Annotated in this window: 9 protein-coding genes; 1 reads left to right on the forward strand and 8 read right to left on the reverse strand. The window is 58.1% G+C overall.

Annotation, left to right across the window (positions count from 1 at the left end):
* Nucleotides 1–79: 79 nt before the first annotated feature.
* Nucleotides 80–3562: a molybdopterin-dependent oxidoreductase gene (locus NZK35_RS04210; protein WP_259631347.1), complete on the reverse strand. Its 3483-nt coding sequence runs from the start codon at nt 3560–3562 to the stop codon at nt 80–82.
* A gap of 253 nt (nt 3563–3815) precedes the next feature.
* Between NZK35_RS04210 and NZK35_RS04215 the strand changes: the two genes are divergently transcribed.
* Nucleotides 3816–4223 (forward strand): RrF2 family transcriptional regulator, encoded by a 408-nt coding sequence (locus tag NZK35_RS04215; protein WP_259631348.1) that lies wholly within the window; start codon nt 3816–3818, stop codon nt 4221–4223.
* Between the two features lie 715 nt (nt 4224–4938).
* Here NZK35_RS04215 and NZK35_RS04220 read toward each other — a convergent pair.
* The 7 genes from NZK35_RS04220 to NZK35_RS34585 all read right to left on the reverse strand — a co-directional run bounded on the left by NZK35_RS04220 (nt 4939) and on the right by NZK35_RS34585 (nt 14138).
* Entirely contained in the window at nt 4939–6261 is a 1323-nt protein-coding gene (locus NZK35_RS04220) for a hypothetical protein (protein WP_259631349.1), read from the reverse strand.
* The gene (locus NZK35_RS04225; RefSeq protein ID WP_259631350.1) at nt 6258–7016 is read right to left on the reverse strand and encodes a c-type cytochrome; all 759 of its coding nucleotides are present in this window, start codon (nt 7014–7016) and stop codon (nt 6258–6260) included. The genes NZK35_RS04220 and NZK35_RS04225 overlap by 4 nt, the downstream gene beginning before the upstream one ends.
* Nucleotides 7017–7019: 3 nt before the next feature.
* Complete coding sequence (locus NZK35_RS04230) at nt 7020–7589, reverse strand: DUF3341 domain-containing protein (protein ID WP_259631351.1); 570 nt, start codon at nt 7587–7589, stop codon at nt 7020–7022.
* Between the two features lie 21 nt (nt 7590–7610).
* Nucleotides 7611–9086, reverse strand: coding sequence for an NrfD/PsrC family molybdoenzyme membrane anchor subunit (gene nrfD / locus NZK35_RS04235; RefSeq protein WP_259631352.1), 1476 nt, complete (start codon nt 9084–9086; stop codon nt 7611–7613).
* Between the two features lie 80 nt (nt 9087–9166).
* Complete coding sequence (locus NZK35_RS04240) at nt 9167–12331, reverse strand: TAT-variant-translocated molybdopterin oxidoreductase (protein WP_259631353.1); 3165 nt, start codon at nt 12329–12331, stop codon at nt 9167–9169.
* Entirely contained in the window at nt 12319–12993 is a 675-nt protein-coding gene (locus NZK35_RS04245) for a cytochrome c3 family protein (RefSeq protein WP_259631354.1), read from the reverse strand. The genes NZK35_RS04240 and NZK35_RS04245 overlap by 13 nt, the downstream gene beginning before the upstream one ends.
* A gap of 11 nt (nt 12994–13004) precedes the next feature.
* A complete protein-coding gene (locus NZK35_RS34585; protein ID WP_259631355.1) occupies nt 13005–14138 on the reverse strand; it encodes a c-type cytochrome in 1134 nt (377 codons plus the stop codon).
* Nucleotides 14139–14196 lie beyond the last annotated feature (58 nt).

Below are 14196 nucleotides of genomic sequence, written 5' to 3' on the forward strand. Positions count from 1 at the left end.
TAAGTGGTATTGGGCTTGCGCCGTCGGCTCACCCGGAGCCCGCGGCTAGCGCCGTCGGCTCAGCGTGACTCGCTATGCGTCACGCCTTTTTGATCTTGCAGAAATCTCCCGCCATAAACTTTTTCATCAATGCATTCTCGTAGGTCGGTCTCAATCCCAGTCCGGCCGGTCGCCAGAGGCCTTTGCCGCCAACGCCGCCGGGTTCAGCCCGCGTGATTTTCACCATCGCTTCGCGTGGCGCACCGGTTGGGCAATGCACATCGGGCACAAAGCCTTGCGTCATGTCCTGGGTCAGCATCTCTTTCACGTTCAGCGAATCGGTCATCCAGGTCGGCTTGATGAATCCGCGTGTGCAACTTTGGTGGCTGCCGCTGCGGAACATTGCCTTGTATTTCGTCGTCGGCGATTGCGCCATGCCGTCGGCCCGTTCCTTGGCACCCTGCACCGTGCCGAAGGTTGCTCCGTGGGCGTTGTGCCACATCCGCGTCACGCCGCGCGGCGTGCCGGGGTAGTAGCGTGCCCGGGCCATCAGGCGAGCCATCTCGTAGGCTTCCGGGTTGTGTTCCCACCCGTGAAACGGACGGTCTTTGGGATCTGCATCGATCCACACATAATCACCTTCTTCGATGCCAAGCTTCTTGGCATCCAGAGGGTGCATGTCGACATACATCTCTCCGACCATCGGCATCCGGCGGTCTTCGCGGTTCATGTCGCCGAACGGGCCGAACCAAACCGCGATGATGTCCACATCCGTCGGCGTCGTGTGCGCCCCGTGACGATACTTCGGCGTATGGAAAATAAACTCGTAGCCATACTTCGTCAGCGGATGCTGGGTGTGCAGCAACTCATCAACCGTCAGAATCACGTGTCGAGCCTGACGCGCGTCGCCCGACAGATCCTTGCGATCGGCACCGTAATCCTCGGGGGTCTTGGGATTGAGCAGTGGATGTTTGCCGGCGACGATCACGTTGGGTTCATAGAATGTCGAATCGATCGGTTCGCGATGCACGATCAGGTTCTCGCCGCTGTCCATGAACTCCTGTTCGTCGCGATAGAATTCCAATCGTCCTGATCGCGTGTACCAAGGTCGATGCTCGTTGGATTGCTCCCAGCCGCCGATTTTTGGATACGTTCGCGTTTCCAGGATCGTCGGGATGCCCTGTTTTGCCTTGGCTTCCAGATCCTCGATCTTGTAGCCGCGTGTGGCGTTGGAGTGATCCAGGATGCGTTGCAAGTAGGGCCGCGATGTGCCCGCGTGAATGAACTTCCAGTAGTCGTCCATCCGCCCGTCGCCGATCAACTTGCCCATCGCCGAACACAAGCCGGCGGCAACCTCCGCATCACCGCGAGTGTCATGAATGCGTGGCAGGGGTGTCTCAGGGAAAATGTACAGGAACGGATTGGTGACACTGATCGTCATGTCGGGGAACTTCATCTCGGCCCAGCTGTCGACTGGGAAGACGACGTCGGCGTATTCGCAACTCGCCGTCCACCACCATTCGTTCACGCCGACATACTCGACGCGGCGCAGTGTGTTGACGACAGTTTCGTAATGTCCCTTGGCGTTGCCGATCAATGAATTGGAATTTGACACATGAATCGACTTCGATGGCGTCGGCAAATGCGTCTTGCCGGTCAACACCGCATCGCCGTAGCGCAGGATCGTGTCACCGTGATTGAAGTAGTGAACCGATTCGCCGCGGAAATACTTCTTCAGGTTCGTGACCGGCTGGTCGGCGTCCAGCTGCGGCGCGAACGGATTTTCGGCAATGTATTGTCCCAGCCCACTGAAGAACGCCGCCCGGTAATTTCCGGCATAGGAGCCGACGTTGCCCCCGACAAAACCGACGTTGCGAGTCAACGCCGCGATCAAGAACACGGCGCGGTCTTTGAGGTCGCTGTTGAAGTACTGGTTCGGCCCCATGCCCAGAACAAACGACGTCTTTTCAGGGTTGGCGGCGATTTGTTTCGCCAGCGAACGAATCGCGTCCGCGGGAGCCCAAGTTAATTTTTCGACATCCTCGGGCGTGTACGATCCGTCGAGCAGTTCCTTCGTGACGTCGTAAACGGTGCGGCACTTGACGGTCTGTCCGTCGGTCAACCTGACGTCAAACGTACCCGTGAGTGCCGGATGGACACCTGTGTCTGAAAAGATCTTTCCGACCAAGTCCCGATGGATCGCATGGGGAGCCTGCTGGTCACCATCCCACAACACGAAATCCCCCCATTCTTCGCGTCGGGTGCTCGTCAAGATCGCTCCGGGCTGGGCGTAGGGTTTTGGTGACTTTTCACCGGGCTGAGTCACCACGACGCCGTTTTTGAGCGTTTGGTTTTGGTAGTCGGGGAACACGTCGGTGGCTTGAAGCATCTTGCCATTGTCCATCCGGACCAACAGCGGCAAGTCAGTGTGAGACGTCACGTATTGTTCGTCGTACAATTTTTCCTGCATGACAACTTGGGCCAAGCCGAGTGCCAACGCGGGTGTCGTGCCGGGACGAACAATAAACGCTTCGTCGGCTTTGCATGTCGTCGCCGAATACTCCGCGGCGATGACAACCACCTTTGATCCTTTCATCCTGGCTTCGGTCAACCAGTGCGCGTCGGGCATTTTGGTGCACACCCAATTCATGCCCCAGACCAAAATCAAATTCGATCGCTCGACGTTGCATAAATCAAAGTCAACGGTCTGCTGCCCCGTGACCATCGGGTGACCGGGTGGCAAGTCGGTATGCCAAGAATAGTTGTCCCATCCGCGGGCACCGATTGCATCTTCTGGTTCGACGCCGCGTACCTTGCTGTCCAACAGCGCCATGGAGTTCGCCATGCGATATTGGGCGAAAATTCGCGTCGCCCCCAGTGCCGCCATGCCGCCGCGGAATTTTAATGTTTGTGTTCCAGCTCCTTCGGTGGCGTCAACCATCAGCGGGTCGTAACCCTGCTTCAGCAAACGCTGCTTGCCGTCTTCGCCACTGTATGTTTCGGCGATGTTCTTCATCGCTTTGGCGCTGTATTGGAACGCCTCGTCCCAAGTCACGGCGACCCAGGGATCACGACCTCGATTCAAGTAGCGATCCGCGTCAACCGCTCCCGTCTCCGGATCGCGAGGGAATCCGGCATCGGCCCACTCCTTGAACCCCTTGCGAACCAGCGGACGTTTGCAACGACGATCGCCATAGAATCGCCGCACCAACGCCAGACCTTTTTGACAAACACGCGGCTCCCAACGTGGACTCGCCTTATTGCCCGCCAAGTCGGTTGCCTTTGAGAAACCGAACGTGGGACTGATGCGTGTGACGACGCCGTTCTTGATGTGGGCGTTGAGCAGGCAGTTGTGCGTGTCGTTGGGGGCGCACAAGAACGTGAACGTCGAATCCGACTTGTACAGGTCGCGGTAGAGCTGTTCCCAATCGCGATTCGGATAACTGCCCAGCGGGTTGTCGATCGTCAACGGTTCGATATTCTGAACCGCGTCCTGGGCCCAGCTGTTGACGGTTGCCGCGCCGGCCCCGGCCAGGGTCAGCTGAAACAGAAACTGACGACGATTCCCTTGACGACCAGCCATTGCGAATCCCTCCCGGTGGGCGGTTTGTGCAACGATTCTGAGCAAAAGAGCTAATGGCGAATTCCGGATACGCAATTCGGTAATAGGATGTTACCTTAATCGGCGGTGATGGGTCAAGCTTCGGAGCGTCGATTTCGGCCGCTGATACGAATTGCCGCAGGCTGGTGGCGTGCGGCGAGATTCGTTGCTAGGTGGCGGCCACCCCAAGCTGACCCGTCGCATTCAACCGATGCGAACCACAGAGAGAACCATCATGTTGCAGCAAAAAACCACTCAAAACGCGATCGCGGTCATGAGCCGGTTGGCGGAACTCTATTCCGATTCAACCGCCGTCGCTTCGTCGCGTGAACTGGCCAAGAGTCGCAACCTGCCGGCACCGCTTGTCGCCAAGATCATGACGGAGCTCTCGCGAGGCGGATTGGTCAGCGGATCACCCGGACCCGGCGGCGGCTACCGTTTGGCAAAACCGCCCGCTTCGATTTCACTCAAAGATGTTGCGATGTTATTTGAGCGTGAAACGGAAACTCTCTGTGCCTACGGCCCCGGTTGGTGCGGCCACAATGATCCCTGTCCTCTGCACAACTCGGTGGTTGCCATGAAGCAAGTCTTTGAAGACTACTTAACCAACACAACGTTCGCTTTGTTTGAAAAGCAGCCCTGAGCAATCCAAAGCAGCCCTGAGCCGATCAGTACATTCATCAATTCAATTTGCCTGACGGCGCACGCGCAATGCCACTCACTTTGGCACTGAATGAGTGAGCGGACCGGCGCGAGCCGTCCGGTTTGACCTTGAAAGACCGGAGGGCTCGCGCCCTGCCGCTAACAAGAGCCCCGGCTTGGCGCCATAGTAAGTGGCATTGGCCGCACGGCGGCTTCGCCAACCCATCGAGGACTACCATGAGGACCATCTGCACACTTGTCATCATCGTTTCCAGTCTCAGTTCCACTTTCGCGGACTCACCAATTTACTCGCAACTCTGGGGCGAGCGGGGCGAACGTTGGACGGCGAGGTCGCATTTAAAACCCCCTTCCCCTTATTCTCGTCTTGCGGGCTGTTTCTGATTTCGGGCGGCGGTTCGTCCGACCGAGTGAAAATACAGAACAGGTAGGGGGAAAACGACGCGGGGCAAGACGACTACAATCTGGAATTGTTTTGCCACTATTGTTTTGTCACTCCTTCCCGAATCGGCCGCTGGAAAACGGTAAGAAGATTTCGGAGGTAAGAAAATTGGATCCTGATTTGGTGCCACCCTACGGAAATGGTCTTCCTTGTTCAACGACGCAGTACGGATGGATCCGTTCTTGAGACGTTGCGACTTGACCGATAGTGGATGTCATGCACAGCATGACCTACTCTGGCATTTTGAATCACTGAATCAATAGGCATCGGTGATGGCGACTGAAGCACTCAGTCGTGGGTCGCCCGTGGGGACCATCGATGTGCGCGTGGCGATCATTGACGCTCCGAGCAGGTAGACGCAGAGGGCGAATAGCAGCGTTCCGATTTCCGGCAAGCCGAACGTGAAATGCGGCCCGAGTTCCGGCATCACCAACCAGTACAAATCGAAGTAGTGCATCAACAATAGCCAGCCGGTCCAGAAGATCATCGCGTTCGAGTTGGTCTTCACATGCCGTGACATGATCCCGAGGAATGGGATGATGAAATGCCCAAACAACAGCAACACCAGCAGGTATCCCCAACTGTTCGTGTAGCCTTCCGCCATCGACGCACCACGAACAACAAACCAGCGTGTGGTTTCGGGCACGTTGGCGTACCACAACAGCATGTATTGGCTGAATGCGATGTACCCCCAAAAAAACACGAACGCGAACAACAATCGTCCCAGATCGCGGCGGTGTTCGTCGGACAGTGCAACCGGGAAGAGATCGAATCGCTGCAACAGCAGGATTGCCAGCAGGTTGATGGAAAACCCGCCGACGGCACAACCGGCGAAGAAATAGACTCCGTAGATCGTGCTGTACCAATGCGGGTCGATCGACATCAACATGTCAAAGGCGGCGTACGTCAACGTGATCCCGAACGCGAAGACGGAGACTCCGGCCCACCATTCCATTTGTCGCGTGTCGTCGTCACCGCCTGCGAGAGAATCTTGATGACGCGAACGGCTGAAGTAGAACCATGCGATCAACGTCCAGATGCCGAAGAACACGAGACTGCGGAGAATGAACGCGGTTGGATTGAGCCAGCCCTGCTTGCTGCGAGTGAGTTCATCAACGGTTTGATGAACGTAGAGGCTGCTATGGTGATCGTCGGCTCCGTGCGGGGCACCCGCGGCGAGCGCCGTCGGCTCATTCAGTGCGACGGGCGTTGCCCGGTGGGTGGACTCGACCGCGTCGCGTTTGGCCCACGGGTAAAGCTCGCCGCCGAGGACGACGGACAACGCGATCGGCAGGAACAACACGGCCACGGTGACAATGTTCAAACTGAAAATTTCCGCCGGGCGACGAACCAACACGTTCCATCCGGCACGCATCAGGTGCCCGATCAAGACAAAGAACAACGATCCCAGCGAGAGACTGAGGACAAACGCGAAGGCGACGAGGTACGCCAACATCACGCGGCGGCTACCGCCCGAGTAGACCGCGGCTCCAATCAGTGACAGCACCGCACCGATGAGAGCTCCGCCGGCGAGAAACTGAGTCAGTTTGCGCGGCAGCGAAAGGTGAACATTGGTCATGGGTTGGCTCCCGTGGGTGCCACTTGCGGTGTGCCGCCGAGCCGTGCGGCGGGCGCCGCGACTGGTGATGTGCTTTGCAATTGTCTCAAGTGCGCGACGATCGCCCAGCGATCACGCGGGTCAATCTGAGATCCGTAGCTGGGCATGTTTCTGACGCCATCGCGGATCGCTTGGAAGATCTGGCCATCCGCTCGATCACGGATTTCTTGCGTCATCAAGTTTGTCGCCGGAACCCATTTCGGTTCTTTCAATTCGATCGCCCGCAGGTTGATCGGCCCGTCGCCGATTCCCGTGGCTCCGTGGCAAAGGGCACAGAAGATCTCGTATCGCTGCTGGCCGCGCCGCAACAAGGATTCGTCGATGGTGATTTGGGCCGGCATCGTCGTCACGAACTGGATCGCACCGCTGGCCGCATCCTTGGTAAATCCGTCGAAAAAGTAAGGGTCGTCTCGCAGGTGACCTCGAGGAATCGTGCCTTCGATCGGTTGCCGCATCGCACGTCCGTCTTCGAACCAGGGGTGCGCCGCTTGGGTGCTGAATTTTGGCTGTTTATCCATGTCCATGAAAAAATGAACGCGAGGCTGACGCGAGGTCGTGCCACGCACACGATGGATCAAGAGCAGGGGGACCCAAGTCCCGATCACGACCACGACGAGCAGCAGGGTCATCCACCACGGAGGTCGTCGGAGATTCAATTCTCGCACCAAACGGCGTGGCGTCGGTAGCGGAAACCGTTCGTCTTGGTAGGTCGGCATCGGTCAATCCTCCATCACGACTTCGATTGACAGCGGGCTGAGCCGTTGCAGAAACTGATGTGTTGTTTCCGAATCAAAGTGTTCGTCTTTCGCCGAGATCACAATGAACAATCGGTCCGCTGTCGCGCGAAGAAACCGCTCGCTCTTGGCGAGCGGGTTGTGCAGCATCGGCAACTTGTTCAAGCCGAGCATCCCCAGCAACGTGCCGATGGCAGCGAATAGAATCGTGGTCTCAAAAATGATCGGGATGTTGGCGGGCAAACTGAATGTCGGCTTGCCGCTGATCAGGAACTCGTAACCTTGCACACTCGGCGAGAGACCGGGCACGGTCGTCGCGTTCATCCACCACGTCAGTCCGAGTCCGAACACGGCTCCGACCACACCATGCGCGAGCGTGATCCACGGCAAAATGGTCGGACGCAGCCCCATCGCTTGGTTGATGCCGTGAATCGGCATCGGACTGTGAACGTCCCAGATCATGTACCCCTCGTCGCGAACCTGCTCGGCGGCGTGCATGACGGCGGATACCGAATCAAACTCGGCGATCAGTGCGTAAGGTTGTTTGTCAGTCATGATTGTTTAATCCCACACGGCCTAGGTAAACCAGTGCCCACGGCGGAGCTCCTCGGGTGTATCGGGAGAAGGCTGATAATCGAATCGCGTCGGCGGATGATCACCGTGTGCTTGCGGCATCACCGTCTTGACTTCTGCCATCGCCACCATCGGCAGGAACCGGCAGAACAACAAGAACAGCGTGAAGAACAATCCAAAGCTGCCCAGTAACATGAACAGGTCGACCCAGGTCGGTGAGAACATCGCCCAGCTTGACGGCAAATAATCACGATGCAGCGAAGTCACGACGATCACAAATCGCTCGAACCACATGCCCACGTTCACCAAAATGGCGATCGCGAAAATGATCCACACACGCTTCCGCACCCAAGTCGACCACAACGCTTGTGGTGCGATGACGTTGCAAAACACCATCAACCAGAATGCCCACCAGTACGGGCCCAGGGGACGATTCATGAACACGAATTGTTCGTAGTGATGCTGGCTATACCAAGCGGTAAAGAATTCCACCGAATACGCATAGGCCACGATCATCCCCGTCCCCAGCATCACCTTGGCCATGTTTTCGATGTGCCGATGGGTAATCAGGTCTTTTAGTCCGAACCATTCTCGCGCCGGAATCGATAGAACCAGCACCATCGCAAAGCCTCCGAAGACGGCACCGGCGACGAAGTAGGGCGGAAAGATCGTGGTGTGCCAACCGGGAACCTGGGACGTGGCAAAGTCGAACGACACGACGCTGTGAACACTCAACACCAACGGTGTCGCCAATGCAGCCAACAGCAAGTAGGCTTTCTCGAAACGCAACCAGTGCCGATTCGAACCGTTCCAACCGAGTGCGAACACGCCGTAGGCGAGCTGCTTGATCCGCGTGGTGCTGCGGTCTCGCAGGGTGGCCAGGTCCGGGATCATCCCCATGTACCAAAACAACAGTGAAACGGTCGCATAAGTACTGACCGCGAAGACGTCCCACAACAACGGGCTGCGAGCTTGGGGCCACATCGCCAGTTCGTTCGGATACGGTGCCAGCCAATACGCGTACCAGATTCGTCCGACGTGAATGCCGGGGAACAGGCCCGCACAGACCACCGCAAAAATCGTCATCGCTTCGGCAAACCGATTGATCCCCGTTCGCCAGTTTTGCCGCAGTAGAAACAAGATCGCGGAGATCAACGTGCCCGCGTGACCAATGCCGACCCAAAACACGAAGTTGACGATCGGGAACCCCCAACTGACGGTGTTGTTGTTGCCCCAAACCCCAACGCCGGTGACCAGCAGGTAGGTGATCGTGACCAGCAACACCGAGAGCAGCGACAACGAAATCGCCATCGCAACATACCACATTGGCGGCGTGCGTCGCAGAGCGAGTTCGGTCACGGTGTCGGTTACGGTTGTGAAATCGTTGTCACCCAAGACCAAAGGCACTCGCTCGCTGGGATGGTTGGCCTGCAACTCCCACTGAGACGGCTCGGTCATCGTTGTGCTGATGGTACTCATGGTTCATTCCGCGGGATAGGCTTCTAGCCTGTCGTCAATGTTTCGTTACTCGTTCCTAGACAGGCTGGACGCCTATCCCACTAGGATTCTCGATTGCGAATTTTTGCCAGGTACGTGGTCCTGGCCCCTAAGTTGTTTCCTTCCAAGACCTGATACGACCTCGCGTTCTTCTTAGCTTTGGAAACCGCCGACTCCGGATCGTTCAGATCGCCGAACACAATCGCTTGAGTCGGACAGGTCGCCTGACATGCCGTTTGCACTTCGCCTTCGGCCACCAAATCCGACTCCCGCAAGCCTTGCGAGTGTTCGTTTTTGGCATGAATACGCGCGTCCACAATGCGCTGGACGCAGTACGTGCACTTTTCCATCACTCCGCGCATCCGCACCGACACTTCGGGGTTGTGCACCATCTTCTTGAGTGTCGAAACATCTTTAATCTGCTGCTGGTCCGGCAGCCCGACCCAGGGTTTTGCGGGCGTTCGCGGGTCAGACGCTTGGTAGTCGAAGTAATTGAATCGCCGCACTTTGAAGGGGCAGTTGTTCGCGCAATAGCGAGTGCCGATACAGCGGTTGTAGACCATCGCGTTCAGTCCTTCGCTGTCATGAACCGTCGCCGCAACGGGACAAACCTGCTCGCATGGTGCGTTTTCGCAGTGCGCACACGCCATCGGTTGATGCACCACATCGGGCGATTCGATGTCTCCCTTGTAGTACCGATCGATTCGCAGCCAATGCATCTCGCGATTGACCGCTACGTTCGCTTTGCCGACCACCGGAATGTTGTTCTCGGCTTGGCAGGCAACGACGCAACCACTGCAGCCGATGCAGGCGTTCAGGTCGATCGACATGCCCCAGCGATGCGGCGAGTCAAACTTGTGCGGCAAGTCGAACAGCGGAGCGGCATGGACGGCGTGCGCATCGCCGTGAACCGCATGATGGTCGTGTTGGTATTCGGCGAACAGCGTTTCATGAACAATCATCCCCGGCGTGCCACGCTCGCCCAGCCGTTTCAGTTTCGCGCTTTCCGCGACGGCATCCAACACGTCGTGAACTTGCGTCGAGACCAGTTCATGCGTTTCACCGGTTTTGGTCAGTTCACAATCGCTGGCCAAGTAGCTCGATTGTTTCGACCGCAGCGGATAAACATTGACGCCGACTTGGTTACCGATGTGTCCAGCAGCGGTGCGTCCGTAGCCCAGCGGTAACGTGATGCAACCGCGAGCGTGTCCCGGCAGGATGCAGACCGGCACTTCGATGCTTGTACCGCGATCGCTGCTGGATAGCTTGACAACGTCGCCCATCTCCAGGCCGAGCGATTTTGCGTCCGCCGGACTGATCATCGCCGCGTTATCCCAGGTCATCTTCGTCAGCGGTTCGGGCAATTCCTGCAACCAGGCATTGTTCGCGAACCGGCCGTCGTGAGTTTTTAGGTCGGGGACGAAACGGATTTCCAACGGGGCATCGTTAGGGGCAGGTACGTCGGTCGAATCGACTTTTGCGGCAGGAGGATCGACGGTTGTGAAGGCACTGTCGGCCCTGACGCCCGCGTGTAATGCCCGTTCCCAATCCTGCTGCGTCGCACCGTCGAATTGTTTGTCGAATGTTGAACGAACCAGATTCATCGACTTCGCCGGCGACTGTCCCGACAACATGGCCAACAATTCGATCGGAGACTTGCCATCGTAAAGCGGCAGAATCAAAGGTTGCTGGAGTGTGTAGCTGCCATCCCAGGCTCGGCCGTCACCCCAACTTTCCAGAAAGTGAGCCATCGGCAAATGCCACGTGCACGCCTTGGATGTTTCGTCGTCATGCAGACTCAGGTGAATCGACGTCAACGGCCGCGCCTCGTCGGACACCAGATTCAGCGGCGTGTCGGCGGGAGCGTCGTAAACCGGATTGCCACCGATAATGACCAGTGTGTTCAAGACGTTGCCTTGCAGCAGTTCGCTCAGTGTCGCGATCTGCTCGATGCTGCCTTCCGCTCGCGCCAGGGGTTCCTCGGTGTAAGATACGGCATGGCCGACGCTGCCAATCGTATGGTTGATCGCGTGGACCAGCTGGTGCGAAGCAGCATTTTGAGCCGGCCCGGCCACGACGAGTCCGGCGGTTCCGGCCTGCTCGAGTTCGCGGGCGGCATTTTCGAGAACAGCAATCTGCTCTTCGCTCAATCCGCCCGGCTCTGCCGACAGGACACCCAGGCGGTAGGCGACATAGGCAATCGCCTGCTGCACCAACGTCGGTTTCATGGGGAGCCGAACGTCGGCGACGGAACCGGTGATCGTGAGCCCCGGTTCAACGGCATACAGCCGATTCATGCTGCCGGAATCGACCGAGCGACGACCGGAGGACCAATCACGAGCGTGTCGAAGGGAAGCCGGGTGGCTGCCGAGTAGGTCAGCATCGAACGTCACGGTGGTGCTGGCTTGCTGCAGATCATATTGGGGACGCAAGACTCGCCCCAGCGCGGCGCGACTGCCCGCGAACTCGTGGTCGCGGTGCAGCGGTTGGTATTCGAACCAACGCGCTTTTGGGTAGGCCGCCTCGAACTTGCTGCGAAGCCGAGCGAAGGTTGGGCTGGCGGTCGGCTGGATCAAAATGGCCAGGCCATCGCCAAGGCGGTTGCGCAACGCTTGGAAATGGGGTGTGGCGAAATTCTGAAACTGTTGCCAGGTACTCTGTGAGCCGTTGGCGCTGGCGTCCGCAGCTTTTGCCGTCGGCCGCCGCCGCAACCAAGGACTTCGGCTGCGATCGGGATCGTACAACTCCAGCACACTTGCCTGGGAGAACGCACTGGCGGCACCACGTGAGTACGGATGGTCCGGATTGCCTTCGATCTTGATCGGTCGGCCGTCATAACTCTTGGCGAGAATCCCCGTCGAGACCCCCTCCAGCTCGATCGACGTCGCGTAGTGCTGGGCAACACCGGGCGTATACCCCTCCGGCCGTGATGTGTGGGGACGCACTTCCTCCACCGGCCAGCGACGGCAACCCGTGCCGGTGAGCCCGGCCAGAGCCATCGAGGCCCCAAGCAATCGCAAGAACTGACGTCGATCCGTCGTGCCAATTGCTTGCGATAAACTTGGGAACTCTTGCTCGATGTACTCAGTCACTGCCGGCGATCCGGCCAAGTGCTCGATACTGCGATAGTACTGCTGGCCACTGTGTTCAGGATCGCGGTGTCCAGGATCACTGTGTTTAGAGCCGCACGATCCATCCGGCATCGGCTGGGGCTTTATCGGTGACATGTGGTACAGCTCGTCATGAATTGTTGCGATTGGACGTGATACTGCGCGGCCAACTCGGTGCCCAACGCGGCCTGATTTTTGCCGGTTGACGCCAGCGCATCCCAACTCATGCTGGTCACCTGCTCGCGCGGACGCAGATAATCCGCTGGAGCGCGATGGCATTCCAAACACCAAGCCATCGATAGCGGTTGGTCTTGCCGGACCTCTTCCATCTCGTTGATTTGTCCGTGGCACGTTTGGCAGGCGACGCCTTTGTTGACATGTGCCGAATGGTTGAAGTAGACAAAGTCAGGCAGGTCATGCACCTTCACCCACGAGACGGGTGTTCCCTCTTCATAACTCGTTCGCATCCATTGCAGTTGTGGGCTTTCGGACTTGATCGCGGCGTGACAGTTCAAACAGGTTTGCGTCGGCGGAATCGCGGCAAAGGCAGCCGTTTCAACCGTCGTGTGACAGTAACGACAATCCATACCCAGCTTGCCTGCGTGAACGGCATGCGAAAACGGGATCGGTTGCGTCGGCTGGTAACCAACCGCACGCGTGGTCGGCGACAGGCCGAGGGTCAAGACGAGTGGCAGGTAGGTGAGCACACCGATCGTGACGATCAGGGCAGCGGGGAACAAATAGTTCGCCCAGCGCGGGAAGTAGAAACGGTCATTCATACAACATCCCCCTACAACCAAACAAATACCATGACCAACACGACGAACCACGCCACCATTGATACGATCCAACCGACTGCGGACAGGCTCCACTTCGACCGCTCGGCATTCGCCTTTGTTGCGCCGTTGAGCTGTCGCAACAACACGTCGCTGGACAACACCATCACACCGACTAAGAACAGGCCATGAATCCCGGTCAGCCCCAGCACCAGCACCTGAGACAATTGACGTCGACGCTGCTGGTCGCGGCCTGTTATCGAAGCATCGTCACCCACGTCGCTGCGACCCTTTAATGAGACCATTCCGGAAGGAGGTGCCGGACCGGCGGGAACGACCCACTTGGAAAGCTGGGCCGGTGGCGGAGCGTTGGGATCGACGACATCGGTTACGGTGTCTGCACCCGCCCCTTGCACCGAGCGAATGAACGCGACCAAATGAACGATCTTGTCGTCACCGAGAAACGGATTACCGCCCCGCGCGGGCATCACTTTCTTGCTTTTGTTGTTAGGATCGGTCGCCGGACGACCCAAACGAATCACACCCGCGACGGCCGCATCGTCCGCTGCCGCGATAAACTCGCTGCCACGCAACGAAGGCGCCAAGTTCGCAATGCCGCCACCGGTCGGTCCGTGACACGTGATGCACGTCGTGGAAAAGATCTTCTGACCTTCTTCCGCATCTCCCTGAGCCAGCATGACGGGGACGGGGACGCGTGCGTGGGAACTCTTTCCCGCTTGCGAATAGTCCATCACCACGGGCTGTGAACCCATCGCCCGGGCGAAGAGCACCGAGTGGATACCCAACGCAATCAAACCGCACCCCAGCACGATGGCCAGATGAGAGTAGGCGGCCATGGAGTTGCCGACCGAATCGCCGTCTCGGGCAGCCAGGCGTGACCAATGCAGATTCACCAACGCCCACCCGAGCGCCAACGCGGACAACCATGCCCACCCGCGATCGAGGGCGTGATCGGCCGAAGCAGCCGAGTGCCAATAGGTATCTGCGACCACGACCGCAAAGCCCAACAGGATCAAGAACATCAGTAGCAGTGCGGCCAACCCGAGGAACAACGTCGGCGGCATCAGGAAACCCGACGGTTCATCACACCGCTCGAGGTCGGATGAAGCACTGGATGGGTTTGGCACGGACAGCCCTCCCGAAAAACGGAGAAATGGCTACTTGATCCCAATCACGGATACATTA

This window comes from Stieleria sedimenti (genome assembly GCF_025060895.1).
GTDB classification, from domain to species: Bacteria; Planctomycetota; Planctomycetia; order Pirellulales; family Pirellulaceae; genus Stieleria; species Stieleria sedimenti.